The following is a 25,261-nucleotide window of genomic DNA, read 5'->3' as shown; positions in this document are numbered from 1 at the left end:
CCTGCTTTTTAACAGAGATTTCGACAAGCAAAAAAAGACAGATCGCTCTGTCTTTTTTTGTCTTACTTACTTTATAGTTCTTATGCGCTGTCAGTTCCTCGCCTTACCCTTTCATATCCTGCACCACTTCTATCTGTTGATTGAATTGATTGGTGTAGTTCCTCATCAATAAAATGGAGTGCGGTGCCGTCATTTATTCCATATCCTTCAAGCATTTCACCCTCATGTACAAACCGCTCATAAGCGGGACGTCTTTTTCTCTCTCCATCATAGTGAGGACAAACACTTCCTTTTAGCAAGCCTAGTCCGTTGATCGGGTAAAGTGACCCGTTTAAGGGATCGGTTAAGCCTTGTTCAAACCAGCAAATGGCACCAGCACTTAAACCTGCGCAAATCAAACCCTTTTGATAAGCTTTTATAAGGATGACATCTAACCCCCACTCCTTCCACAGCACCATCATGTTTCGAGTACTTCCCCCACCTACATAGACAATATCCTGCTCCAGTACAAAGGCTTCAAGGTCTGTAAAGTTTGCGTCAAATAGAGATAAGTGAGTTGGTGTACACGACTTCTCTTTAAAAGCACGGTAAAAGCGCTCGATGTAGCCGTCCTGATCTCCACCGGCTGTAGGAATAAAACAGATCTTAGGCTTGGGCTTAGTTGCTTGAGCCAAGATATAGTTATCAAGTGTTGGATTATTGGGTTCCATAGAGAACCCTCCACCTCCAAGCGCAATGACCTGCCTCACGATTTTGATACTCTTTTGTTTGTTTCTATTCCAAATCCAAAAACAGATGTGACCATGATAAAAAAGAACAAAATTTTAATAATAGGATCCGCTCTCCATGAACCTATGAAATACATAAACACAAGAATGACAAACAAAACCGAAGCGATTCCCTGCGCAATAAACGACCAATTCTTCACCTAAATTCCTCCCGCATACAAAGTCTCTCTACATTCACTTCTACACTACTTGGAAGATCCCTTCCAAAAAGTATAAAACAAATTCCTTGTCTCAAATGATAAACTTCGCTACTCTTAGGCAATGAAACCTATTGCGAGGGGATGATTGGATATGACAACATCAAGAGAGAAGAAACAAGAAATTATCGATGCATTTCACTTCAGACATGCGACGAAATCATTTGATTCAAGCAAAAAAATAGCTGATTCAGACTTTGACTTCATTTTAGAGACGGGAAGACTTTCGCCAAGTTCAGTTGGATATGAACCTTGGAAGTTCTTAGTTGTTCAAAGTCCAGAGCTTCGAGCGAAACTGAAAGAAGTTTCCTCTGGTGCACGTGGTCAGTTAGATACTGCCAGCCACTTTGTTGTCATTCTTGCTCATAAGAATGCACGATATGATTCAGATTACGTCTATAACATTCATAAGAACGTGAAACAAATTCCTGAAGAAATGATCCAAGACATTCTTCCACGTTACAAAGCATTCCAAGATGATAGCCAGAATCTATTTGAATCTGAACGCTCTCTTTTTGACTGGGCAAGCAAACAAACATATATCGCTCTTGCAAATATGATGACTTCCGCTGCACAGATTGGAATTGATTCATGTCCAATTGAAGGATATCTTCCAGAGGCTGTAAACAACATTCTAGCAGACGAAGGCATTGTTGATACGGACACATGGAACGTTTCTGTTATGGCAGCCTTCGGATATAGAGAAACGGAACCAGCTAGAGAGAAAACAAGACAACCACTTAATGACATTGTGAAGTGGGTATAGAAAAAAGCCGTACACATCATGGTAGTGTGTACGGCTTTTACTAATTAGTATAGTGTTTGAACAGACTCTCTCGTATACGGGACCGCTTGTTCTAGGTCATCATCCTTTAACTTTTTCGCCCACTCAGGATCAGCTAAAAGTGCCCGCCCTACAGCTACTAGATCAAACTCATCGTCCGCTATCTTTTCAACTAGCTTCTCCATATTCTCTCTTACGCTTGTTTCATGCGAGGTACCTTGTTCATCTCTAAAAGCATGATCGAGTCCTAACGAGCCTACGGTTATTGTTGGTTTACCTGTTAGCTTTTTCGTCCAAGCAGCTAAGTTTAGCGAATCTGATTCATCATTGAACTCGGCTTCCCAGAAACGTCTTGTTGATGCATGGAATACATCCACACCCGCCTCAGATAATGGTTCAAGTATTTGTTTAAGCTCCCCGGAGGAATGAGCTAGCTTTGCGTCGTAGTCTCCCAGCTTCCATTGTGAAAAACGGAAGACGATAAGAAATTCTGGACCCACTGCTTCTCGGCATGCTTCCACGACTTCTTTTGCAAAGGTTGTCCGTCCCCTTAAGTCTCCACCATAACGGTCGGTTCTCTTATTCGTTTTCTCCCATAAGAACTGATCAATTAAATATCCATGTGCACCGTGAATTTCAATTCCATCAAATCCAACCGCTTTCGCATTTGCAGCCGCTTGTGCGTAAGCCCCAACGAGATCTTGAATCTCATCATTCGTTAACGGTTCAGTGACCTCATTTCCCTCTAGATCTAAACCAGATGGGCTCACTGGTAACGCCTCTTCATTTGGAAGGTCACCTTTCTTACGCGCGCCGCCAACATGCCATATTTGAGGAATGATCATACCACCAGCTTCATGCACCTCTTCAACAACCTTCCTCCAGCCTGCAAGAGCATCTTCTCCGTAAAAGCGTGGGATGTCCTGATGACTGACAGCTGACGGGTGAGGAATGGCTGTACCTTCAGTAATAAGTAGGCCTACTCCATTTTCCGCTCGTCTTCGATAATACGCAGCAACCTCACCATTTGGTATTCCATTTGGTGAAAAAGCTCTTGTCATCGGTGCCATCGCAATGCGATTAGGGATAATGACATTTTTTAATGATACGGGATGGAACAATGTTTCTATACCTTTTATTTGACTCATAACTTATACCTCCAGAAAATAATTCGTTGCCCTACTATAAGGGTGAACGTAACTCTTGTCTAATAGGTTGCTCATTAGTCTATACCCCATATGAAAAACCGTACCCATAATGTCCACGGTTAGTTTGTAAAAACGTTTATCTAAACATACTTTAAACTGACTGCTGTCCAAAAGATGGTGAATAGAAGCGTGATTCCGACGAATAAAGTAAGCTTAGCTGGCTTTGACCAGGACTTTAACCAACCCCATCTTTTCTGATCCTCATCAAAAATCCACACATCAGCAAAAATAACAATTGCAATGAATAACCCTGCAAGAATTGGATGAACCACCACTCTCACTCCTACCCATGGATAATTGTACCTTAAGTGTACATAACCTCCATAATTATTGCAATTGTGTGGAGGGGTTGTTAGTAAAAATAAAATTTCTTCGCATCACACACCTTATCAATTGATAAGTTTTTTCGATCGTGATATAACCCTATTAGACCTTAACCTTATCAATTGATAAGGATTATAAACTAAAAGGAGAAAACCATGAGAAGTGCACTGACAAATATCGTACATGCAATCGTTAGTAAGAAAGGCCGATGGATTACAATCGGGGTTTGGATTTTAGCTATTATTGCATTTCAGCTTTTACTTCCTCCATCAGGAGACTACACAGACGATACAATTGAACCGTTATCTGAAGATCAGCCTTCCATGCAAGCTGCAAGCATAATGGAAGAGTACTTTCCAAATAACGATGGCTTACCGGGATTAATTACATGGTACCGGGAATCTGGTTTAGAAGAAGAGGATTTGGCTGCTATTCAAGAGCTTTCTCAAAGTATGACTGATAATGAAGTGGAAGCCCAAGAAATGGCTATTCCATATCAGGATATTCCGCTTCCTGCTTTACAGGAAAAGATTTCAGAGGATGGAACAACGTTTATTCAAACCATTCTATTTAAAAGTAATGCCACAGCAGAAGACACGAAGGCAGGACTAACTGAAATCGAAGAAAGAGCCACTGAGATATTATCAGATAATCCGTTTAGTGCTGCATTGGATTCAGACGAATTGGTCACGCGCGCCACTGGCCCAGCTGGAATTAGCGTAGATGCAACCGAGTTATTCGCAGACGCAGACGTAACGTTATTAATCGGGACCGTTTTACTTGTCCTTGTGATTCTTTTACTTATCTATCGTTCGCCTATTCTTCCGTTTATCCCGTTGCTTGCTGTAGGTGCGGCTTATGCAGTAGCTACACCCATACTCGGTTGGTTAGCGAAAGAAGGAATCATTTCCTATGATTCACAAGGTATCGCTATTATGACGGTATTATTATTTGGAGCAGGAACAGATTATTGCTTGTTCTTAATCGCTAGGTTCCGTTTGTTCTTATATGAAGAGAAGAGCAAGCTGAAGGCCATTCGCTTAGCATTATCTGATATGGCTGGTGTGATCGGTATTAGTGGATTAACAGTTGTAGCTGCATTAATGTCACTGTTAATTTCGCAATACGCGACGATTACAAACTTTGCTGTACCATTTGGCGTATCGATCTTTATCATGATGATTTCTTCATTAACACTCGTACCAGCACTACTTAGTGTGATTGGCCGCACAGCCTTCTTCCCATTTGTTCCAAGAACAGAAGACATGGAAGAAAAACGTGCGAAACAGAAGAACAAGAAAGTGAAAAAACACAAGCAATCAACCTTCTGGCACCGCATCGGAGAGTTTGCAGCATTTAAACCGATTCGAACAGTGATCATCACGATGGTGCTTTTAATCGGAAGCTCACTATTCATCACTCAAATCGACTTCTCTTATGACACATTGTCTTCCTTCCCAGAAGATACTCCGTCTCGAGAAGGCTTTTCCATCATCAGTGAAGGCTTTGGATCAGGAGACTTAGCACCTGTTCAAGTTGTTTTTGATACGGCAGGTGAAGACGTGGACTTAACAGAGGATTTGGCAAACCTAAGCGGTGTAGCCAAAGTTGAAGAACCTGAAGTAAGTGAAGTGGATGAAAATATTGTGATGTATCAATTGGAATTAGATCAAAATCCATACAGCAATGAGGCAATGGATGATCTTGAATCCATTCAAGCAGGTGTAGCAAATATCAAAGATGACTATGAACTAAGTGATGTCTGGGTTGCTGGTCAAACAGCTGAGCAAATTGATCAACGTTCGGTGATTGAAAAAGATCAAACAAACATCATTATTCTTGTCGTTGTTGTTGTATCCATTTTACTTCTCATCTATTTACGTTCCATTACTGCGATGATTTATCTAGTTGGAACAGTCTTAATCTCTTTCACAAGTGCACTAGGGCTCGGTTGGGCCATTCTACATTATGGCTTTGATGTACCAGCGATCTCAGCCTTAATACCAATCTACGCCTTCGTATTCATCGCAGCTCTTGGTGAAGACTATAACATTTTAATGATCTCAAATATTTGGGAGAAAAAACGTGGACGTCCAATTAAAGCGGCCATCACAGAAGGTGTTGGTCAAAGTGGTGGCGTCATTACCTCAGCGGGGATCATACTCGCAGGAACCTTTGCTGTACTCGTTACTCTTCCTATTCAAGTACTTGTACAATTTGGTTTAATTACAGCCATTGGTGTCTTACTTGATACCTTTATTGTTAGACCATTACTTGTACCAGCTATCACAAGCTTGCTTGGCAAATGGGCATTCTGGCCATCTAAGCAAATGGAAGAAAAATCAGAGTCATTGGACACAGAGAAATAAAACGTACGAACAAGTGAGGCGAGAGATCCGTCTCACTTGTTTTTTGTTTCATCACGAAACGTGCCTTGGTGAAAATACAGCTGCCACCTTCCCTCTATTTGCTTCCAAACAGAGCTACGTAATGTCCACTGGTCTTTGGTACGGTTATGAATATGATAGGTCGTTAACACCACATCATCAGTTACTAGGTTGCATTTGAATTGATGCATGACCATGATATCTTGGCTTATACCTTCTTCAAGACATTTTTTCTTCCCAAAGGCTTTTCCTGAGCTACCAAATTCAAGAAACGCATCAGCTAAGATCAAGTTAAGTTTTTCTGGAGATTTTCGGACGTCCGGTTGTAAATGGCTCTCTTCCAATTCACGAAACTGCTGAATCCTTTCTCCTTCTTCTAGCTGAACAACCATGGTTAAAGACGTTCCTTCCATCCCCACTTGAGCAAATCCCAAGCTCATATAAAGCTCGACTGCAGCTTCGTTCTCGGGATCCACGCTCAATGACAGTGCCTTAAACTGATCGTCTCTAGCCTGCTTCATGATCTGGACCATTAGCGCTCTACCAACGCCTTTTCCACGTGCTTCTTTCGTTAAGACAATGCCAAGCTCCGGTGTCAGATCATCGACATAGTCGTAGCCAGCTTTTTCTCCTTGCAACAAACGATACCAGACCGCTCCAAGTTTTTCGTCCTCTTCGCTAACAGCAACCAGAGCACGGTCCCCTTGCATCCCCCAGTTTACATGGTACTTAAGCAGCTCCTTTGAATTTAAAAGCTCCTCGACCGATGGTTTCTTTGATTCCTCAATAAAGATTGATTCATACAGCATCTCTTTTAAAAAGTCATGTTCGGATGGATGAAGTGTGCGAATCGTATACATATGTTGCCTCCTCATGAGTTGTAATCGCGTGCAAGTATACTGTAAATAAGCGAGTCTCTCCAGCCCTCTGATAGGAGCAGATCTTCTCGTAATCTCCCTTCCCATACCATACCAATTTTCTGCATCACTCGCTCTGATCCTTTGTTACGAGGATCACATTTTGCATAAATTCGATGAAGGTTCATTTCAGAAAACCCGAATGAAAGCATCAGACCTGCTGCTTCCGTTGCATATCCCTTCCCCCAGTAGTCTGGATGAAGAATGTATGATAGCTCTGCGGTTTGATGTTTGACATCTCTTATTGTTAATTCAACAGAGCCAATCAGTGTATTGGCCTCTTTTTCAATGATGGCAAAAGCGAACTGAGATCTAGGTTTTTGTATCGATGCCTTTATTCGTTCTGCTAAAAAATGTTGCGAATCGGTCTCACTTTGAGGTTCCCACACCTGATACCTGCTCACTTCTGGACGTTTCGCATAGTCATGAATGGACTTCCAATCAGAATAAGAGAACTCACGTAGAGAAAGGCGTGTGGACCGGAGACTTTTCATCATTCTTTTATCAAATAAATCTTCACTCGTAAACTGAGAAGTATAAGCATCAAGTTCTGGAGAAGCAAACCAGTCATTATCTAGCTTGTCTTTTACCGCTTTAACGGTATGGATCACACTGTTCTCTGACATAAAAATGTTATGTGGAACCATTGGCCGGACAGTGATCCCTTCCCCTTCTTCTAAAATGGTCAAGTGACATTCTTTTGAAGACGTTTGTTCAGCATAAGCAATCCAGCCGCTTTGCACAACGTACCATTCTGTAACTCCTTTATGGTAATGACTGTTTTGCCACCCAGCGTCAGTTGCTTCTGTCCGACAATAAGAACTTCCATCAACATGGTTCAGCCTAAATCGATGCTCGCCATTTATCATCCTCTCATGATTGGTCGCCACACCGAATGACTTTGCTTCGTCATCTGTTAGCTTCATATGTTACACCATCTTTATAAACACTTTTTGATTCCGAACATGCTCATACCCAAGGTTCAAGTAAAACGTGTGAGCCTCTGCTCGTTGTTCACCAGAACGGAGCCTTACCTCACCTATCTTATTTGCTTTAGCCCACTCTTCACAGGCTTGCATGAGCTTCAACCCAACACCTGATCTCCTGTTATTTTTCTGAACGACGATTCCACCGATTTCGGCATATTCGAGTTCAATTAAACGCTTTATGTAAATATGTGCCCAACCTGAGAGTGAGTTTTTATTTTCAAACACATATAGCGCATGATCAGTTGCACTAAGAAGATGAGTGAGTCTTTTCCGTGCAGTCTCCTGACGTATGTTGTATCCAAGCTGCAATGTTAATTGAGCAATATCTTGGGCATCATCTAATGTAGCAAGTCGAATCATAGACTCCCTCCCTGATTTTTAAACAAATAGCGTATCCCTTTTCCAGCCATTGGTTCATCCTTGTAACGAGGCAATACATGGAGATGCGCATGGAAGAGATGCTGCCCTGCCACTTCTCCACAGTTCCATCCAATATTATAGCCGTCCGGTTTAACTGTTTCATCTAGCTGTTCTTTAACCAATTTGAGAAGAGAAAAGGTATCGTTCCATTCCTCTTTTGTTAAATCAAACGTGTTGTCTCGATGCTGTTTCGGTACAATAACACCCGAACCATTAAGAGGTGCACCTTGCTTTTGAGCGGAATGCAATTGTAAAAATAGACATGTTTCATTACTCATCACGATCCGCTGATCCCTATCAAGCTCTGGATTACAAAACACACAATGATCTCCCACGGCTATTCCCCCTTCCGTTTCACTCCTAATCCCTTCTACATTCCACCTGGTTTCTCCTATATAAAAAACAAAAACAACCCACCAATGGTGAGTTGAAAGAATATATCTATATGTTTTTATAATATAAGTTGGTCGCTTCAAGCTCTCCTTTTTCATTACTTGCAAAGCCAGGTATCGTTCCTGCTAACTGATAGCCTAAGCTGATATAGAGTTTATTTGAAGGATCTCCTTCTCTCGTATCTAACACAAGTAAGCTTCTATTATGATGCTTTGCTATTTCTTCTAGTTCGGTCATTAATTTTCTTGCCACACCTAATCTTCTACCACCCGGGTGGACCATCAGCTTGCAAACTTCAGCGCGATGACTTCCATTCGATTTCTTAATCAATTCAAGACTGACTGTGCCAACAAGGCGCTGCTCTTGAAAGGCGCCTAATGTGACCCGGTACTCGTCCGGTTGATAACTGTCCCAAAACGCCTCTGCCTCTGCCTCCTTCATCGGCAAATGAAAGCCAATAGAAGCTCCTTGATTAACCGTTTCAATTAGTATGGATGAAAGCTCATTTTTATAAGGTTGAATGGATTCAAGTTCTTTAATCTGTAAACTCATCTTGCACCTCCATACCTAGTTTACTAATTAACATTTAGTTCAGAAATAGCTATGTAAGTTTTTCTCACAAAAAAAGACCTTTTAAAAAGGCCTTTTTTAAAACTTTTGTTCGTTTTTAGGGATATGATCATCCAAGTGCTTGGTTTCGTTTTTTTGTTTCTTTATATAGAAAAATGACCAATAGAAGGAAGCAACAATACCAGGTAGTACGGTAACTAAGAAGGTTGTTCCTACTGAGAGATCGGCTATTAAACCGTCCGGCCAAATGGATTCAATTAAGAATAATACACCCGAGCCAACTAGTCCTGTGATGGCCCCTCCACCAATTGCAAAGAGAATGGTTATCCATATTTTTTTTCCTGTGTTCATCTTTATCATCCTTCATTTCTGACTTGTCTGAAGTTGCATCAGCTTGGTCTCTCATTTGTATGAATATAATGTACTGTTCCCACCTAGACGAAAAGAGAAACCCTTCTAGATAAAATTACACAATGCAAAAAGACCAGATGCATGATCTGGTCTCTACTTATTCTCTCGTTCATGTTCTGGCTCTGGGTGAATGAATACCTCAGAGTGAGGAAATTCCTTCTCAATCTTTCCTTCCATTCGGTCACAAAGTTCATGAACATCGCCCATACTTGCATCGGATGGAACTACTAAATGAAAATCAATATACTCCTGAGGTCCGGATCGTCTTGTTCTAAAGTTGTGAACTTCTAAGTATTCTTCCTTAAAGCTCTCAATAATTTTAAGTACAGCAGACTCTTCACTTTCGGTTAAGCGAGAATCAATCAAAGGTGGAAATGTTTCTTTCATTAATTTAAAAGCTTCAATCATAATATAAACAGCAAGGACCATCCCGATAATAGAGTCAAGAATGTACCATCCTGTTAACGTAACTAAGAGTAAACTGACGGCAACGCCTAGAGATGTGTACACATCCGTGAGCAAATGAAGCGCATTTGATTTCATCGCAACCGAATGAACACGATCCGCTTCCTTCCGAACGACCTTTGACACAATAAAGTTAATTGTCGCACCAACCACCATCACAAGCACCCCAAGCAAAGGTAGCTGCAGCGGCTCTGGATGAATAATCTTATGCACACACTCATAAATAATCCAAATGCCTGCAACAAAAATCAAAATCGTCTCAATCGTACCAGACAGATTCTCAACCTTTCCGTGTCCATAAGGATGCACAGAATCTGCAGGCTTCTTAGATATACGAACGGAGAAAAAAGCAATCAATGATGCCATTAAATCAAGCGATGAATGAATAGCTTCCGATAGCACGGCCACTGATCCAGTGATCAATCCCACAACAATCTTCAAAGCCACGACAAATGTATTACTCATCACCGACAAAAACGCAATCCTACTGGTCCTCAAGATCTCACCCTCTTTTATATCTTGCTGTCATACTCCTCCTTATAGTCTATCCGACAGGATCTCATCTGATTCCTTAAGAAATGATTCAGGCTGGAGGGGTGAGGTGATTTGTTCGTTGATTTCCGCTCCTCTTTGTTAATTATTTCCTCTCTTCGTCGATTCCCGCTCCTCTTTGTTGATTCTTTCCTCTCTTCGTTGATTTCCGCCCCTCATCGTTAATTCCGGCTCCTGCAAAATCTAAAAAGGCCACCTTATCATTAAAGGAGGCCTTATCTATATGTGTTACCCTTTGATTCCGGTTAACGTAATTCCTTCAACAAAGTATTTCTGCCCAATAAAGAATAAAACAATCGCTGGAAGCGTCATTACAGCTGCAGCTGCCATGATTAGATTCCAATCTGAGGTGTAGGATCCCTGTAATTGCAGGAGTCCAAGGGCAAGCGTGAATTTTGATTCGTCATTTAAATAGATAAGCGGGCCAAAGAAGTCATTCCAGACGTTTGTAAATGTGAAGAAACCTACGACCAGTAAGGCTGGCTTAACCAATGGCAACAATACTAAGAAGAATATTTGAAAGTAATTAGCACCGTCAATGAGAGCTGCTTCATCTAATTCTTTTGGTATGCTCATGAAAAATTGCCTCATCAAAAAGATGAAGAACCCCCCTCCACCAAAAAAGCTAGGAAAAACGAGCGGCCAAAAGGTGTTGATCCCTCCCAATTCCGTCCATACCATAAAGGTAGGGATAAGCGTAACAGCGGGAGGAAGCATCATGGTTGCTAGGATCATGGCGAACCATATATCTCGTCCAGGAAACCGAAGTCTAGCAAATCCATACCCACATAAGCAGCTCGTTGCGACTGTACCAATTAATACTGGAATCAGGATGAACAATGTGTTTTTAAAATAGAGTCCGAACTGCACTACATCAAAAATCTCAACAAAGTTTCCCCATAACCACTGTTCAGGTAGGAGTTTTGGAGGAAATGCAAAGATTTCGGTTGTTGTCATCAGAGAGCTTCTTATCAACCAAAAGAACGGAATAAGAGAAATTACCGCACCAAGTAAAAGCAAAATCCAAGCTGTTGCCCGAAATAAACTCTTTTGCATTATCTTCCACCTCCATAGTACACCCAGCTTCTTCCCCATTTAAAGATAAAGAGTGTAAAGATGGAAATAACCAGAAAAAGAATCCATGCTAAAGCACTAGCGTACCCCATATTGCTGTTAACAAAAGCCTCGCGGTAAATAAGATAAACATAAAATAGACTTGCATTATTAGGCCCACCACCAGTCATAATATAGGCCTGATTAAATGTTTGAAATGCACCGATCAATCCCATGATTAAGTTAAAGAAAATAATAGGTGATAACGTTGGAATCGTGACATATCTAAATTTATGCCAAACGTTTCCCCCATCTAAATCAACAGCTTCCATTTGATCTTTTGGTACGTCCTGGAGTCCAGCTAGAAAGATTAAAGCAGCACCCCCACATCCCCAGATACTTAGTAAGACGAGGGATGGAATGACAGTTACTTCATCAAAAATCCACATGGAGGTTGGAAGGCCAAAGAGACGTAGAATACTGTTTAATAAGCCAAACTCTGGATTAAACAACCACATCCACAAAATATTTGACGCGACTGCTGGCACTAGAACAGGCAAATAATAAATCGTACGCCAGACAGACTGCCCTTTCACCTTCAAATTCATTAATAACGCAACAAAAAGCGCGGCCCCTAATGTAGCAAACGTACTAACAAAGGCGAAGTAAAAGGTTACGACCACTGATTGTTTAAAGTAAAGATCTTCTGTGAAAATTCGGATATAGTTCTCGAACCCAATCCAACTTATGGATGAGGCAATTACTTTATAATCAGTGAAGCTCAAAATCAGACTGGCAATGATAGGTCCTATCGTCCAAAGGATTAACCCTAGAATGGCTGGAAGTGTAAATAGATATCCAGCAATGCTTTCTTTTCTTCTTAGTGGACTCTTTTTCTTATTGATGACTTTTGAATTGACAGCTGGTTCAAGCTTCATACATACTTTCCCCTTTCTGATCAATACTCATATTTATCACCAAACTGTCTTTCCATTCTAGGCAAAATATCTTCTTCCACTACCTCTTCAGCCGTCTTATTATTCAACCATAATTGGTCCAATGCAGGGCCAATGATATCCCCAGCTTGTTGTCGATCTTCCCAGAAGTAGTTAGCGTTTTGTACAACATGTTCTCTAGCCCAATCGATAACAGCTTCTTCATACTCAGCAGGGTGAATGGGGGTATCAATCCATCGATTAATTTTATCCGTATCTTCATACCAAGCTTTTTCATTTGGCATCCAGAGTCCTTCATTGATAAGCAACATAACATTTTCAGGGTTCATGATAAAAGCTAAAAACGTATCAACAGCCTCTTGATGCTTTTCATCTTTTCCCGTCTCAAAAGCTACAATAGGTGTTCCATAATTTGTTGTTGCATTTTTTTGAAAGTAAGGTAGTACTCCGATTCCTAGGTTCAAACCATCTTCAAGCGTCGCACGTCCTAGCTCCTGCATGGCCCATTGTCCATCAACAACCATCGCTACACGCTTGGTTAAAATAGCAGTGTCTGTAGCAGGAACCGTTGAGGCGTCTGATGGCGTTGGCATTACATGATGAACATACATCAAGTCGGCAACTTCCTGTAGAACCTCAATTGATTCTGGAGATTGAATTAATAGCTCCTTACCGTCTTGGCTTACAAAACCACCATTATTACTATATAGAAACGAATCAATCCAACCAGTGAAGTTACTCACTCCGTATGTTTCGATCCTTGAAGAATCGAAATCAGCATCGTTTGCATTCCGTCCATCTCGATCAACGGTTAGCTCCTTTGCAACTTCTACAAATTCATCCCAGGTCCAGGCATCTTCTGCTTTAGTCGGGGGAAGCTCCACACCAGCCTCTTCAAATAAATCCTTATTGTAATAAAGATTCATCACTTCGTTTGCGACACTGCCTCCTGCAATTGGTCCATCATTAAACTGATATAAAGTGTAATCTAGCTTTTCCTCGGTTTGATCCGACTTTAAGAGGGGAGTTAAGTCCTGAAGCATTTCGTTTTCTACCCATGGATATAAGCTCCCTTCTGGAAAATAGCCCGCGTCAGGTAATGTTTTTGATGCAGCCATCACATTCATTTTTTCCACATAGTTGTTTATTGGAACGAGTTGACCGTGCACTTCGATAGTAGGATGCTTTTGGTTGAAATCATCTATCAGCGTCTCAATCGCTTTTCGCTCGAGCGGTCCGCCCCAATACGTAAACCGAAGAGATGTCTCAGTTGATGAACTGGTGCTAGATGAAAAGCAACCCGTTAACAGAATTAAGATTGAAAAAAGACTTGTCATGTAGACAGTTTTCATACAATCCCCCCTCGATTTTACTTCCCACTCCGAACCCAAACAGTCATCTCACCCTCACCGCGATTCGCCCACGCATAGTAAGGAATGGCGGTAAATGTCGTTTCGCTTGTATTCACATCCTCGGTTCTCATATAGAGCGCTTGACCCACATCACTTGTAACCTCAGTTCTCTTCGCTTTTCCGCTTAGAACCATGACGCCATTTAAAAGCTCTTCCTCAAAACGCTCTTCGATTAAGCTATCTCCATTAATCTCTATACATGCTAGGTTTTCACCGTTATCCACTTGCTCTAAACAGTACACAACCGGACCGCGTTGCAATGCAATCTTACCTGCATTCGCTTTTACATTAGGATGAGCTACCATTCGTTCAATCTCCATGGGAATCTCGAGATGAATCTCATCCCCTTGATTCCACGTACGTGTCACATAAGCGTATCCTTTACTCACTTGAGTATGTGCTTCTTCCCCGTTTACCTTCAGTGAAAATGACCTTGCCCATCCAGGGATTCTAAAAGCAAGTGTGCCTTCAACACTTCGCTCAGGGTTCACAGTAAATTGAATGTCTCCACTCCACGGAAAGTTTGATGTTTGAGCTACCTCCACTCTCGTGTCACCTAGTGTAAATGCCGTTGCACTTGCAATGTACAGGTGGACAAATCCGATGTGATTGCGAACAGAATACACATATGAACCGATGGACGTAATTAAGCGAGCAATGTTTGGTGGACAGCAGGCACATCCAAACCAAGGCTGTCGCTCTGCTTTCACATGCTTATAGTCATGACGATGATTTGCCTGCTTCGGCCATACTTCAAGAGGATTAACATAAAAGAATTTAGTCCCATCAAGTTGAATCCCACTAATGGTGCCGTTATAGATGGCTCGCTCAATCACATCGCCGTATACACCATTCGCTTCAAGTGCAAGCATTTTCTGCGCCCAAAAAACGAGGCCGATTGATGCGCATGTTTCTGTATAGGAGAGGTCATTTGGCAGGTCATAATCAAAACTAAATGCTTCTCCAAACTCAGCTGAACCAATTCCTGCCGTGAGATACATTTGTTTTTGAGTGACATTATTCCATAACGTTTGGCATGTTTTTTTAAGGCTTTCATCATCTAGCTCATTGGCTAAGTCGGCCATGGCTGTATACATGTAAACTGCACGAACAGCATGACCACTGGCAACTTCCTGCTCTCTCACTGGTAGATGGGATTGTGAATAACTGTAGCTGTCATGAAACCAGCGGTGCGGTTTATCTCCACGCTTTTCAGCTTCAAGATTAAAGAAATGCGGTTGTTCACCTCGGATATTAATGAAAAATTGTGCAAGCTTTAAATATCTTATTTCTTCAGTCACACGATATAATTTGATCAATGCGAGCTCTATTTCCTGGTGTCCATCGTACCCACGAATCTGATCTTCTCCGTCTCCAAAAATCGTATCGACATAATCGACAAATTGACACATGATATCCAGTAGCTTCTTCTTACCCGTTGCTTCGTAATAGGCAACGGCCGCTTCAATGAAATGCCCGCCTACATACAATTCGTGGTTATCTCGCAAATTTGTCCAGCGTTTCCCTGGTTCTTTTACGGTGTAATACGTATTAAGATAGCCATCAGGCTGTTGCGCTCTCCCAATTAAATCAATCACTTCATCACATGTTCTCTCAAGCTCTAGATCGCGCTCCGTCTCTAGAGAATAAGCTACCGCTTCAATCCACTTTGCAACATCACTATCTTGAAAGACAAAACCATGGAACTCTCCTTCTTCTTCGCCTGCAGCAATTCTGAAATTCTTAATGGCATGACTTGGCGCCGCACCTTCAATTTGATCGTTTAGTGCCTGCCACTGATAAGGAATAACCTTCTCTCTTACAAGGGATTGATACCTGCACCAAAATGAATCGGTAAGCTTAACCTGCTGTTTTGAATGAACTGTCATATTTATCCTCCTCTAATTGAAATCGCTTACAAAGAATCGTACCAAATCTTTCCTGGCTTGTCGGTAGCACATCGTATAGAATAGGTGGACTTTTTCACATTTCTTTAATACGCTCTAAGAAACCATTGGATGGAGTGATTCGATGACAGCGCATTATCTAACCATTCGAGCAACGAAACCTGTTCAATTTGCGTCATGTGGGCGAGTAGAAACCTCCCGTCCCTTTCGTCATCCAACACGAACACTTGACAGCTACGTCCTTTTAATTGGTATTCAAGGGACACTTGAGATCCAACAAGAAAAACAAGTATACGCATTAACAAAAGGAAAAACGCTTCTATTAAAAAAAGGCGTCCAACATATCGGATATTCTCATAGTCTTTCGCCTCTTTCCTACTATTGGTTTCACTTTTATTTAGAAGATGAACGTGCCAGCTACATTTCAATTGACCATGAGAAGGAACAGCTAGCAAGTATGATTCAAGAGCCTTCAAGTCAGACATTCAGTCCAACCATCTATATTCCTACTTACTCAAAACCACCTAGTATTGAACGACTCAACATTCTTTTTAATCAACTGCTCGATCTGTCACAAGCAGGTGCGCATGCATATCTTGCTGCAAGCTATCTCATGACATCATTATTAATTGAATTGTCCAATCAAACAATTGATTCTTATAGGCAGAAGAAGCGTCCACTTGATCATGAACTTGTACATATCATTGAATGGATTCGCGTAAATGCTGATAGAGAGCAATCTGTCCAAGGGATTGCTGAGCACTTTCATTACAATCCCAATTATTTATCAAGACAGTTTAAATCAAAGATTGGTATGTCCTTGCAGCGATATATTAATCTCGTTAAAATAACAAAAGCTAAAGACCTTCTCTCAAGCACTCGAAAAAGTATACGAGAGATCTCCTTATCCATAGGAATTGAAGATGAAAAATACTTTATGCGATTATTTAAAAAAACCGAAGGCATGACGCCATCGGAATTCAGAAAAGCCTTTTACCGCATTCGGTTAACCGAACTAGGGTCTGTGTTGGAGGACAAGCATCTTGAGTAAACTTGAAAAGTTTCAAACTCTTCTTATTGTATTATCCATCGTACTTGGACTAAGCATAGGAGAGGTTTCGATCATTGCTGAGCATTCCGGGGCTTTTATTCTCCCATTTTTGCTTGTGATGCTTTATGGATTGTTTTTAACGATCCCATTCCATAAATTAAAAAAGTCTTTTGGACATCTTCCGTTCTTGGGGACAAGCCTGGGGCTTAACTTCATTTGGACACCGATTCTTGCCTGGGGATTGGGATATCTTTTTCTTTCAGAACATCCTGCTCTGTGGATTGGATTTATGATGCTCATGGTTACACCCTGCACAGATTGGTACTTAATCTTCACATCAATTGCCAGAGGGAATGTGACACTGGCTACCTCAGTTCTACCTGTAAATCTAATTCTTCAAATCTTGTTATTGCCTTTGTATTTGTGGATATTCGCAGGAACGGAAGGGGCGCTCTCACTTTCGACTATTTTTGAAAGTGTACTTCTTGTTTTTATCCTGCCGTTCGCATTGGCTCAACTCACGCGTTTTCTTTTTAAACATCGTCAAGAAGCATTTGAAAAGCGACTTGTTCCTTTTTTCTCTTCTTCTCAGTTAGTGTGGTTATGCTTAGCTGTTGTCGCAATGTTTGCATCTCAAGGAACGTATTTGTGGACAAACTTGGACGTCTTGTTCCTTTTATTCATACCCATCCTACTCTATTTTTTAATTAACGCGATTCTTGGATATTATGTTGCGAGTTGGATGAAGATGACTCAAAAAGATACCGTAAGTCTGCTCTTTACAACGCTTGCTCGCAACTCTCCCGTTGCGCTTGCTGTTGCGATTACAGCCTTCCCAGATCAACCAGTGATTGCCCTTGCCCTTGTCATTGGCCCACTCATTGAACTGCCTGTTTTAGCTCTGGTTGCGCAGCTTTTACTTCGAATCAAGAAATAGGAGCACCCATGTCTCAGTGCTCCTACCCCTTTAACTTTTTCTGAAGGTTGCCGTTGCCAATGCACATAGATCGCCTGATTCATTCAGTAGTTTTCCTTCCGTTGTCATCATCGACCTTGACTCATGAACAATTTCAGCTTCTACACGCACTCTCTCTTCTTTTGCTTGAGCTAAATAGTGGATATTTAAATTAGTGGTCACCATCTTAGCATCGGAGTGAGCTGCCATTACGAGGATCCCCATCGCACTATCAAGCATCGTCGCATGAACACCTCCGTGAAGAATTCCAATTAAATTTAAATGGTGCGGTTCGACATCGAGCTCAACAACGACTCGTTGCTCCTCGAGCTCTATCATCTCACACCCCACATATCCCCAAAACGTTTTCTCAGCAAGCGATGTGGCTTTTTCTAAAAAGGCTTCTGATGCGCGAGCCATGGCATTCCACTCCTTTCCCTTTACGCGTTTTGCTGCTTGTTTTGCTCTTCTTCTACTACTTTACGACGCAACGTTTTTCCGATTAATGTTTTTGGTAAAGACTCACGCACTTCGTAGCTTCGAGGAACTTTAAAAGCTGCCAGCCGTTCTCGGCAAAACCGGTCAAGCTCTTCTTCATCCATCTGAGCACCATCCTTTAAGACAATAAATGCCTTTACCGTCTCTCCACGGTATTCATCAGGAATACCTGCTACCACTGCATCCATGACAGCAGGGTGTTCAAACAGGACCTCTTCTACCTCTCGAGGATAAATGTTAAATCCGCCTGCGATAATGATGTCTTTCTTACGATCCATAATATAGAAAAAACCATCCTCATCATATTGAGCCATATCACCTGTATAGAGCCAGCCATCCTTGAGCGTTCGTGCCGTTTCTTCCTCTGCATTCCAGTAGCCTTTCATAACCTGAGGACCTTTTACGATGAGTTCTCCAATTTCGCCAACATCGAGTTCTTCACCTGTATCTGATTGAACAACTTTTGCCTCAGTGTCAGGAAAAGGAATTCCAATCGAGCCAAGTTTGCGCTTATCCCATATATTATTTGCATGTGTCACAGGGGAGGTCTCTGTTAATCCGTAGCCTTCTGTCAGCTTCCCACCTGTTATCGCTTCAAACTGTTCCTGAACCTCACCAGGTAATGGCGCTGCTCCACTTATGCAAATGTTAATCGAGGACAAGTCATACTGGCGAAGAGACGGATGATGAAGCAGAGCAATATACATCGTTGGTGCACCTGGAAAGACCGTTGGTTTCTTTTTCTGGATCACCTTTAAGGTAGCTTCTGCATCGAACTTTGGTAAGAGCACAATCATGCCTGCTTGAAGCATGGCGAGATTCATGAGCACAGTCATACCAAATACGTGAAAGAACGGTAGAGCCGCTAGATACCGTTCCTCGCCCTCCTTTGTTTGATACGACCAGGCTTTTGTTTGATGTGTGTTTGCAATCAAATTATGGTGCGTTAACATAACTCCTTTTGACACTCCTGTTGTGCCACCGGTGTATTGTAGTAAGGCTAAGTCATGCTCTGGATCCACTTCGACAAGGACTGGTGAGCTTGTGGACTGAGACAGTAGCTCCTTGAAGGAGTGCTTGGTGTCTGAATAATCCACTTTCATGGTTAAGCCATCCTTTTTAAGCGTAAGCGGATACAATAGATTCTTCGGAAAAGGCAAATAATCTTTGATAGAAGTAAAAATGGTGTGTTTAATACCTGTTTTACCTAGTACATTCCCTGCGCGCCTTCCTAAAATATCTAAGGTGATCAGGAAGGTAGAACCAGAATCATTTAACTGATGCTCCATTTCCCGTTCTGTGTACAGAGGGTTCGTTTGGACAACGATGGCTCCTGTGAGCAGGGCACCGTAATAGGCGATCACGGCTTGGGGACAATTGGGTAGCATAATCGCTACCCGGTCCCCTTTTTTTACGCCGAGCGACTGTAATCCGTTGGCTAACCGATACGTGGCATCAAGCAATTCCTTATACTTCACCGTTTTTCCAAGAAAAAATAACGCTTCCTTCTCAGGATATTTCCTGGCGCTATCTAGCAAAAACTGAGCCAAATGCTGCTTCGGATACTCATACGTTGGTTGAACTTGTTTTGGATAATGGGTTAACCAAATCCTGTCCTGCATGATCAACACCCCTTTTTGGTGTTTTGCTCAAACATTACACAACATACTTCTTTGCATACGCGACTTTTTCGGCGATTTGGCGTTTTCTTGCTGTGACATTGATAGGTGTTCTGCGTCCTAATTTCTTAAGAATGGATGCTTGCGTGCGTAGCATATCACCAGATTCCATCGAGGCAAGTGATTCTTTGGCAAGCGACTCAATTTGATCAAATGCTTCGTGAACAGCAAGCTCTGTCATTGCAATGGCTGTGGCTGCTTTTTCCTCACCTCTTTGATCAATCAATTGTTTGGTGCGCGCATAGGCACTCTCAACCACATAGATCTGGATCATCATATCCGCTAGGTTACTAAGAAGCTCCTGTTCACGCTCAAGCTCAAGCTGGTATTTCTGAACCGCCTGACCTCCTATTAGAAGAAACATTTTCTTAGCCATTTCAATTAAATGAGCTTCCTGCTCTAGCGTTTCATCAAATGTTTGGCCTGGAACCATTGATAATAGCTCGGATTGAAGAGCTTCAGCTTTTTCCATAAGCGGAAGCTGCCCCTTCATCGCTCGTTTAATTAACGTTCCTGGAATCAAAAGGCGGTTAATTTCATTTGTCCCTTCAAAAATACGATTGATACGAGAGTCACGATAAATACGCTCTACTTTGTATTCTTGAATGTAACCGTAGCCTCCATGTAGTTGAACCCCTTCATCAGCGATTAAGTCCAAAGCCTCTGAGCTAAATACTTTATTAATGGAACACTCCAAGGCATATTCAGCGATGGCTTTTGCAGAAACCACACCTGCATCGGGCTTACTGAAATCAATATCCTTCATTGCCTCATCCATTAATCCTGCAGTCCGATACACCATACTCTCAAGCAAATAGGTCTTCACATTCATTTCAGCAAGCTTTTGAGCAACTAATGGGAACGAGGCGATTGGGCGACCGAATTGGGTACGCTCGTTTGCATAATCAGCAGATAGCTCAATCGTTTCCTTCGCTGCGCCCACACTTCCCGCAGCTAATTTAAACCGGCCAATATTTAAAATGTTAAACGCAATTAAATGTCCTTTTCCCACCTCCCATAATAAATTTTCGACTGGCACTTTCACATCCTCTAGAATTAACGGGCACGTAGAAGAGCCCTTAATCCCCATTTTCTTTTCCTCAGGTCCAATGCTAACACCGTCCATCGTGCGTTCAACAATGAAGGTGCTGAATTGTTCACCATCCACCTTGGCATACACGATAAAAACGTCTGCGAAGGCTGCGTTCGTAATAAACTGCTTGGTGCCGTTTAAAATATAATGTGTTCCATCATCCGATAGCACTGCATTGGCCTTTGCTCCTTGTGCATCCGAGCCTGAGGAAGGCTCTGTTAAACAATAAGCCGCAATCTTTCGTCCAGCCGCTAAATCTGGCAGATAGCGTTTCTTTTGTTCTTCTGTTCCAAAGTACACGATTGGGAGCGTTCCAATTCCAACATGTGCCCCTACAGATAAGGCAAAGGAAGAAGCCTTCGACAATCGCTCATTTATTAGCGTAGAACTGACTTTATCAAGTTCCATGCCGTCATACATCTCAGGAACATCTGCACCAAGTAATCCTAAGTCGCCAGCCTTTCGAATCAAATCCACAGTTAATTCGTAATCAAGACCCTCCAGCTGTTCATCGTGTGGAAGAACCTCACGCTCAACAAAATCCTTTGTGGTATCAGCAATCATTCGTTGCTCATCTGTTAATTGATCCGGAGTAACAACTGCTTGATAATCCACTTCTTCAATAATAAATCCTCCGCCAGTCACTGATTTTAACATCACAGACAACCTCCCTAGAATTTGATTACATTATGTTGCGTGAATTTCAAATACACCCGCTGCTCCCATTCCTCCACCGATACACATTGAGACAACACCGTATCCGCCGCCACGGCGACCTAACTCATGAATGAGGGTAGATGTTAATTTTGCTCCTGTACAACCCAGTGGATGCCCAAGGGCAATCGCTCCACCATTCACGTTCACTTTATCTTCATCAATTTTAAGCTCACGAATGATGTGTAAGCATTGAGAAGCAAACGCCTCATTAATCTCAAACAAATCAACGTCTGCTTGAGTGATGCCCGCCATCTGAAGGGCTTTTGGAATAGCCTCCACTGGACCTACACCCATAATTTCAGGCTCGACACCGGCTACCGCAAATGACTTAAATGTGGCAAGGGGGGTTAATCCCAAAGACTCTGCCTTTTCCTTACTCATGACGACACAAGCTGCAGCACCATCACTCATTTGCGATGAGTTTCCTGCCGTGACAGATCCCCCTCTTTTAAATGCAGGCTTAAGTGTAGCCAGAATATCACTTGTTGTGTTTCCTCGAATGCCTTCATCTTCATCAAAGGTATAGGATTCTTCCCACCGTTTCCCATCCTCTGTTACACCACTTTTAGATGTGTGAACAGCGATAATTTCATCCTTAAAGAAGCCATTTACATGAGCTTCATGCGCTTTTTGATGACTCTTGGCTGCAAATGCATCCTGATCTTCTCTTGATACATCAAACTGACTCGCCACTTCTTCAGCTGTGAAGCCCATTCCCATGTAAGCTTCAGACAACTCTTCGGCAATCGTTGGATGAGGCGAAAAGTGAAAGCCTGTCATCGGTACATGACTCATGCTTTCTACTCCCCCAGCAATAACAACCTCTGCGTGCCCTAGCATGACTCGCTCTGCAGCAAACGCAATCGATTGAAGACCAGATGAACAAAACCGATTAATCGTGAGTGCAGGAGTGGTAACCGGAAAGCCCGCATACAAAGAAATAATCCGTGCCACGTTTAGACCTTGTTCTCCCTCAGGCATCGCGCAGCCTAAAATGACATCCTCAACATCCTCTTTTTTAAGCCCAGGTGCCCGCTCAATCACCGCATTAAGCACCGCCCTGCCCAAGTCTTCCACTCGTGTTTCGGCCAAACTTCCTTTTTTCGCTCGTCCAGAAGCCGTTCTAGCCGTGGAAACAATCACCGCTTCTCTCATACCATTCACCTCTCCTCTAATTACGTAGTGGTTTTCCTTTGCTTAACATGTGCTGCATTCTCTGCTGTGTTTTAGGTTCTCCACACAAACTGAGAAAGGCTTCTCGTTCTAAATCTAGCATGTACTGTTCACTCACTAGCGTCCCTTTAGGCACATCGCCACCTGCTAATACATGGGCGAGCTTTCCTGCAATCAACACATCATGGTCGCTCGCATAGCCTGCCATCTGCATTTGTCTCGCTCCGAGCTTCATGATCGCTTTCCCTTCGCGACCCGTTACACGAATGTTCTCGCGGCCCTTTGGCTTATATCCATTTGCAAGCTTGAGTGCTGCTTGTTTGGCTTCATAGATGAGATGTCCTTCATTCATGATAAAATCGTCTGTTTCACGCATGTATCCAAGTTTTTTTGCGTGTGCCGCACTTGTTGAAACCTTTGCCGTCGCAATCGTTTCAAACACACGATTCACATCTGCTTGAATGTCTCGGTCGCGCGGAGCCGATTCTGGACTTAGGCGAAGCATATACTCCTTACATCCGCCTCCAGCTGGAATGAGACCCACACCCACTTCTACAAGTCCATAGTACGTTTCCGCTGAAGCCACCACTTGGTCTGCCGGCAAACACACCTCTACACCGCCACCAAGTGCCATCCGATGAGGTGCTGCGATCACTGGTTTTTCAAAGTGCTTTAAGTTATACATCGTGTTCTGGAACATGCGGATGATCTGATCAACTTCATCCCACTCCTCGTCCTGTGCCTCCATGAGTAGTATCATGAGATTGGCGCCAACACAGAAGTTTCGACCTTGATTCGCAATGACAAGCCCATCAAACTGGTTTTTTACCTCTTCTGTTGATTGCTGAATCATCGTTAAAATATCTGCACCAATCGCATTGTTTGGCGAATGAAACTCCAAGCAGGCAATTCCATCTCCAATATCGATTAAACTCGCTCCACTGTTTGAGCGCACAACTTTGTTTTTGGCTTTAAGCTGCGCAAGGCTAATTTCTTCAGGTGCCGTTTCTAACTTCTGATACTCACCATTTGAAACATAGAAACGCTCTCCCTCTTTTTGCTCATAAAACGACGTATGACCATCTGCAATCCAATCAGTTACCCATGCAGGAACGGTTAACCCTTCAGCTTCCATTCGTTTAACCGATTTCTCAAGCCCAATGGCATCCCATGTTTCAAACGGGCCAAGCTCCCAGTTAAAGCCCCACTTCATTGCTTCATCAATCTCCACTATCGAGTCAGCAATCTCGCCTACTTTTTCTGCAGAGTAGATTAGCATCTGTTTCGTTACATTCCAGGCAAGCTCTGCATACCGGTCACCACCCGCAAGCAATGCTTTTAGTTTTTTGGGTGTACCTTTTGCAAGCTTTGCGGCTTCTAAGGAAGCACCCTTTGGCTTAGACATTGGCTCATAGTCGTACGTTTGGAGGTTAAGGGAGAGAATCTGTTTTCCCTTCTCCGTTTTCATTTTTTTGTAGAAGCCCTGACCTGCTTTTTCTCCAATCCAGCCTTTCTCCACCAGGTCATGTAGGAGCTGTGGCACGTTAAAAATTTCTTTTTCATTAGGAACTTCAAGCTTTTCATAGACATTATTCGAAACAAAATAGAAGGTATCAATACCCACTAAATCAAGCGTACGGAATGTTGCACTCTTCGGTCTGCCCATTGCCGGGCCAGTCACCGCATCAACTTCTTCAATGGAGTAGCCGTTCTTAATCATCTCCTGTAGGGTGACAAGCATTCCGTGTGTCCCTATTCGGTTTGCAATAAAGTTAGGCGTATCCTTACAACGTACAACCTTTTTTCCTAATGTTTTTTCAGAGAAGCGGGTCATCTGCTCCAATATTTCTGGCTTCGTATACTTGCCCGGTATTACCTCAAGTAGCTTCATATACCGTGGCGGATTAAAAAAATGCGTTCCGAGGAAATGCTCTTGAAATTCCTGACTGCAAGCTGTTGCCATCTCGTTAATAGAGATACCCGATGTATTCGAGCTAATAATGGTTCCCTTCTCCCAAAACCCACTAATCTTTTGATAAAGCTGCTGCTTAATTTCCAGGTTTTCCACAACAACCTCAATCACCCAATCTACTTCTTTAATGCGGTGTAAATCGTCCTCCAGATTTAAGGGCGTAATGAGCCTGGCAGCGTGTTGATCATAAAAAGGAGCAGGATTTTGCTTATGAAGCTTTTTAATCGCAGAGATCGCTAATTGATTTCGATTCTTCGTGTCTGAATCTTTTGGAACAATATCCATTAAAAGGGTTGGAATACCGGCATTTGCAAGGTGTGCAGCAATGCTTGCACCCATTACACCCGAACCAATGACAGCTGCTTTTTTTATTTGATCATGCATAAATGT

Annotated in this window: 24 protein-coding genes; 4 read left to right on the top strand and 20 right to left on the bottom strand. The window is 42.4% G+C overall.

The features are described from left to right. Positions 1–80 precede the first annotated feature (80 nt). Positions 81–749 (bottom strand): Type 1 glutamine amidotransferase-like domain-containing protein, encoded by a 669-nt coding sequence (locus JNO66_RS14720; RefSeq protein ID WP_203089219.1) that lies wholly within the window; start codon positions 747–749, stop codon positions 81–83. Next, entirely contained in the window at positions 746–928 is a 183-nt protein-coding gene (locus JNO66_RS14715) for a hypothetical protein (protein ID WP_203089217.1), read from the bottom strand. Before JNO66_RS14715 ends, JNO66_RS14720 begins: the two co-directional genes overlap by 4 nt. A 151-nt stretch (positions 929–1,079) precedes the next feature. Between JNO66_RS14715 and JNO66_RS14710 the strand changes: the two genes are divergently transcribed. After that, positions 1,080–1,751, top strand: a complete 672-nt coding sequence (locus JNO66_RS14710) for an NAD(P)H-dependent oxidoreductase (RefSeq protein ID WP_203089215.1) — start codon at positions 1,080–1,082, stop codon at positions 1,749–1,751. 44 nt (positions 1,752–1,795) lie between these two features. On the opposite strand, the gene JNO66_RS14705 is transcribed toward JNO66_RS14710, so the two are convergent. Further along, the gene (locus JNO66_RS14705; RefSeq protein ID WP_203089214.1) at positions 1,796–2,917 is read right to left on the bottom strand and encodes an NADH:flavin oxidoreductase; all 1,122 of its coding nucleotides are present in this window, start codon (positions 2,915–2,917) and stop codon (positions 1,796–1,798) included. Between the two features lie 140 nt (positions 2,918–3,057). Further along, a complete protein-coding gene (locus tag JNO66_RS14700; RefSeq protein ID WP_203089212.1) occupies positions 3,058–3,249 on the bottom strand; it encodes a hypothetical protein in 192 nt (63 codons plus the stop codon). Between the two features lie 207 nt (positions 3,250–3,456). Here JNO66_RS14700 and JNO66_RS14695 point away from each other — a divergent pair, with 207 nt between their 5' ends. Further along, a complete protein-coding gene (locus JNO66_RS14695) occupies positions 3,457–5,670 on the top strand; it encodes an MMPL family transporter (protein ID WP_203089211.1) in 2,214 nt (737 codons plus the stop codon). Positions 5,671–5,702: 32 nt separating this feature from the next. Here JNO66_RS14695 and JNO66_RS20650 read toward each other — a convergent pair whose 3' ends face one another. The 11 genes from JNO66_RS20650 to JNO66_RS14635 all read right to left on the bottom strand — a co-directional run bounded on the left by JNO66_RS20650 (position 5,703) and on the right by JNO66_RS14635 (position 15,715). Further along, positions 5,703–6,548 (bottom strand): GNAT family N-acetyltransferase, encoded by an 846-nt coding sequence (locus JNO66_RS20650; RefSeq protein WP_246483295.1) that lies wholly within the window; start codon positions 6,546–6,548, stop codon positions 5,703–5,705. 11 nt (positions 6,549–6,559) lie between these two features. Further along, on the bottom strand, positions 6,560–7,531 hold the full coding sequence (locus JNO66_RS20645; RefSeq protein ID WP_246483294.1) for a GNAT family N-acetyltransferase: 972 nt from the start codon (positions 7,529–7,531) through the stop codon (positions 6,560–6,562). 3 nt (positions 7,532–7,534) lie between these two features. Then, the gene (locus tag JNO66_RS14675) at positions 7,535–7,954 is read right to left on the bottom strand and encodes a GNAT family N-acetyltransferase (protein WP_203089210.1); all 420 of its coding nucleotides are present in this window, start codon (positions 7,952–7,954) and stop codon (positions 7,535–7,537) included. Beyond that, positions 7,951–8,349 (bottom strand): HIT family protein, encoded by a 399-nt coding sequence (locus JNO66_RS14670; RefSeq protein ID WP_273753738.1) that lies wholly within the window; start codon positions 8,347–8,349, stop codon positions 7,951–7,953. The genes JNO66_RS14675 and JNO66_RS14670 overlap by 4 nt, the downstream gene beginning before the upstream one ends. A gap of 106 nt (positions 8,350–8,455) precedes the next feature. Further along, positions 8,456–8,959 carry a GNAT family N-acetyltransferase gene (locus JNO66_RS14665; RefSeq protein WP_203089209.1) on the bottom strand — a complete coding sequence of 168 codons (504 nt, stop codon included), beginning with the start codon at positions 8,957–8,959 and terminating at the stop codon, positions 8,456–8,458. A 96-nt stretch (positions 8,960–9,055) separates the two neighbouring features. After that, positions 9,056–9,328 (bottom strand): hypothetical protein, encoded by a 273-nt coding sequence (locus JNO66_RS14660; RefSeq protein ID WP_203089208.1) that lies wholly within the window; start codon positions 9,326–9,328, stop codon positions 9,056–9,058. Positions 9,329–9,481: 153 nt separating this feature from the next. Next, a complete protein-coding gene (locus JNO66_RS14655; RefSeq protein WP_203089383.1) occupies positions 9,482–10,354 on the bottom strand; it encodes a cation diffusion facilitator family transporter in 873 nt (290 codons plus the stop codon). A 279-nt stretch (positions 10,355–10,633) separates the two neighbouring features. Further along, positions 10,634–11,461: a carbohydrate ABC transporter permease gene (locus JNO66_RS14650; protein ID WP_246483292.1), complete on the bottom strand. Its 828-nt coding sequence runs from the start codon at positions 11,459–11,461 to the stop codon at positions 10,634–10,636. Continuing rightward, positions 11,461–12,396 carry a carbohydrate ABC transporter permease gene (locus JNO66_RS14645; protein ID WP_203089206.1) on the bottom strand — a complete coding sequence of 312 codons (936 nt, stop codon included), beginning with the start codon at positions 12,394–12,396 and terminating at the stop codon, positions 11,461–11,463. Before JNO66_RS14645 ends, JNO66_RS14650 begins: the two co-directional genes overlap by 1 nt. 20 nt (positions 12,397–12,416) lie before the next feature. Then, complete coding sequence (locus JNO66_RS14640) at positions 12,417–13,766, bottom strand: ABC transporter substrate-binding protein (RefSeq protein ID WP_203089204.1); 1,350 nt, start codon at positions 13,764–13,766, stop codon at positions 12,417–12,419. A gap of 17 nt (positions 13,767–13,783) precedes the next feature. Continuing rightward, positions 13,784–15,715 carry a glycoside hydrolase family 127 protein gene (locus JNO66_RS14635; protein ID WP_203089202.1) on the bottom strand — a complete coding sequence of 644 codons (1,932 nt, stop codon included), beginning with the start codon at positions 15,713–15,715 and terminating at the stop codon, positions 13,784–13,786. Between the two features lie 142 nt (positions 15,716–15,857). Between JNO66_RS14635 and JNO66_RS14630 the strand changes: the two genes are divergently transcribed. Then, a complete protein-coding gene (locus JNO66_RS14630) occupies positions 15,858–16,784 on the top strand; it encodes an AraC family transcriptional regulator (protein WP_203089201.1) in 927 nt (308 codons plus the stop codon). Next, on the top strand, positions 16,777–17,721 hold the full coding sequence (locus tag JNO66_RS14625) for an arsenic resistance protein (protein ID WP_203089200.1): 945 nt from the start codon (positions 16,777–16,779) through the stop codon (positions 17,719–17,721). Before JNO66_RS14630 ends, JNO66_RS14625 begins: the two co-directional genes overlap by 8 nt. 30 nt (positions 17,722–17,751) lie before the next feature. On the opposite strand, the gene JNO66_RS14620 is transcribed toward JNO66_RS14625, so the two are convergent. The 5 genes from JNO66_RS14620 to JNO66_RS14600 are packed head-to-tail and all read right to left on the bottom strand — an operon-like array spanning position 17,752 to position 25,255. Next, positions 17,752–18,159 carry a PaaI family thioesterase gene (locus JNO66_RS14620; RefSeq protein ID WP_203089199.1) on the bottom strand — a complete coding sequence of 136 codons (408 nt, stop codon included), beginning with the start codon at positions 18,157–18,159 and terminating at the stop codon, positions 17,752–17,754. A 20-nt stretch (positions 18,160–18,179) separates the two neighbouring features. Next, positions 18,180–19,859 carry an AMP-binding protein gene (locus JNO66_RS14615; protein WP_203089198.1) on the bottom strand — a complete coding sequence of 560 codons (1,680 nt, stop codon included), beginning with the start codon at positions 19,857–19,859 and terminating at the stop codon, positions 18,180–18,182. A gap of 34 nt (positions 19,860–19,893) precedes the next feature. Then, positions 19,894–21,666 carry an acyl-CoA dehydrogenase family protein gene (locus JNO66_RS14610; protein WP_203089197.1) on the bottom strand — a complete coding sequence of 591 codons (1,773 nt, stop codon included), beginning with the start codon at positions 21,664–21,666 and terminating at the stop codon, positions 19,894–19,896. A 30-nt stretch (positions 21,667–21,696) separates the two neighbouring features. Beyond that, entirely contained in the window at positions 21,697–22,881 is a 1,185-nt protein-coding gene (locus JNO66_RS14605) for an acetyl-CoA C-acyltransferase (RefSeq protein ID WP_203089196.1), read from the bottom strand. Positions 22,882–22,897: 16 nt separating this feature from the next. Then, the gene (locus tag JNO66_RS14600) at positions 22,898–25,255 is read right to left on the bottom strand and encodes a 3-hydroxyacyl-CoA dehydrogenase/enoyl-CoA hydratase family protein (protein WP_203089194.1); all 2,358 of its coding nucleotides are present in this window, start codon (positions 25,253–25,255) and stop codon (positions 22,898–22,900) included. Positions 25,256–25,261 lie beyond the last annotated feature (6 nt).

Source organism: Alkalicoccobacillus gibsonii (assembly GCF_016798245.1).
GTDB lineage: Bacteria > Bacillota > Bacilli > Bacillales > Bacillaceae_D > Alkalicoccobacillus > Alkalicoccobacillus gibsonii.
Note: the sequence above shows the minus strand (reverse complement) of the source record. Positions and strands in the feature narration are given on the sequence as shown.

Bases quoted from the DNA above. Each gene is read 5' to 3' on its own strand.
- JNO66_RS14710 (WP_203089215.1), top strand. From the start codon at position 1,080: ATGACAACATCAAGAGAGAAGAAACAAGAAATTATCGATGCATTTCAC.
- JNO66_RS14705 (WP_203089214.1), bottom strand. From the start codon at position 2,917: ATGAGTCAAATAAAAGGTATAGAAACATTGTTCCATCCCGTATCATTA.
- JNO66_RS14695 (WP_203089211.1), top strand. From the start codon at position 3,457: ATGAGAAGTGCACTGACAAATATCGTACATGCAATCGTTAGTAAGAAA.
- JNO66_RS20650 (WP_246483295.1), bottom strand. From the start codon at position 6,548: ATGTATACGATTCGCACACTTCATCCATCCGAACATGACTTTTTAAAA.
- JNO66_RS20645 (WP_246483294.1), bottom strand. From the start codon at position 7,531: ATGAAGCTAACAGATGACGAAGCAAAGTCATTCGGTGTGGCGACCAAT.
- JNO66_RS14675 (WP_203089210.1), bottom strand. From the start codon at position 7,954: ATGATTCGACTTGCTACATTAGATGATGCCCAAGATATTGCTCAATTA.
- JNO66_RS14665 (WP_203089209.1), bottom strand. From the start codon at position 8,959: ATGAGTTTACAGATTAAAGAACTTGAATCCATTCAACCTTATAAAAAT.
- JNO66_RS14660 (WP_203089208.1), bottom strand. From the start codon at position 9,328: ATGAACACAGGAAAAAAAATATGGATAACCATTCTCTTTGCAATTGGT.
- JNO66_RS14650 (WP_246483292.1), bottom strand. From the start codon at position 11,461: ATGCAAAAGAGTTTATTTCGGGCAACAGCTTGGATTTTGCTTTTACTT.
- JNO66_RS14645 (WP_203089206.1), bottom strand. From the start codon at position 12,396: ATGAAGCTTGAACCAGCTGTCAATTCAAAAGTCATCAATAAGAAAAAG.
- JNO66_RS14640 (WP_203089204.1), bottom strand. From the start codon at position 13,766: ATGAAAACTGTCTACATGACAAGTCTTTTTTCAATCTTAATTCTGTTA.
- JNO66_RS14635 (WP_203089202.1), bottom strand. From the start codon at position 15,715: ATGACAGTTCATTCAAAACAGCAGGTTAAGCTTACCGATTCATTTTGG.
- JNO66_RS14630 (WP_203089201.1), top strand. From the start codon at position 15,858: ATGACAGCGCATTATCTAACCATTCGAGCAACGAAACCTGTTCAATTT.
- JNO66_RS14620 (WP_203089199.1), bottom strand. From the start codon at position 18,159: ATGGCTCGCGCATCAGAAGCCTTTTTAGAAAAAGCCACATCGCTTGCT.
- JNO66_RS14615 (WP_203089198.1), bottom strand. From the start codon at position 19,859: ATGCAGGACAGGATTTGGTTAACCCATTATCCAAAACAAGTTCAACCA.
- JNO66_RS14610 (WP_203089197.1), bottom strand. From the start codon at position 21,666: ATGTTAAAATCAGTGACTGGCGGAGGATTTATTATTGAAGAAGTGGAT.
- JNO66_RS14605 (WP_203089196.1), bottom strand. From the start codon at position 22,881: ATGAGAGAAGCGGTGATTGTTTCCACGGCTAGAACGGCTTCTGGACGA.
- JNO66_RS14600 (WP_203089194.1), bottom strand. From the start codon at position 25,255: ATGCATGATCAAATAAAAAAAGCAGCTGTCATTGGTTCGGGTGTAATG.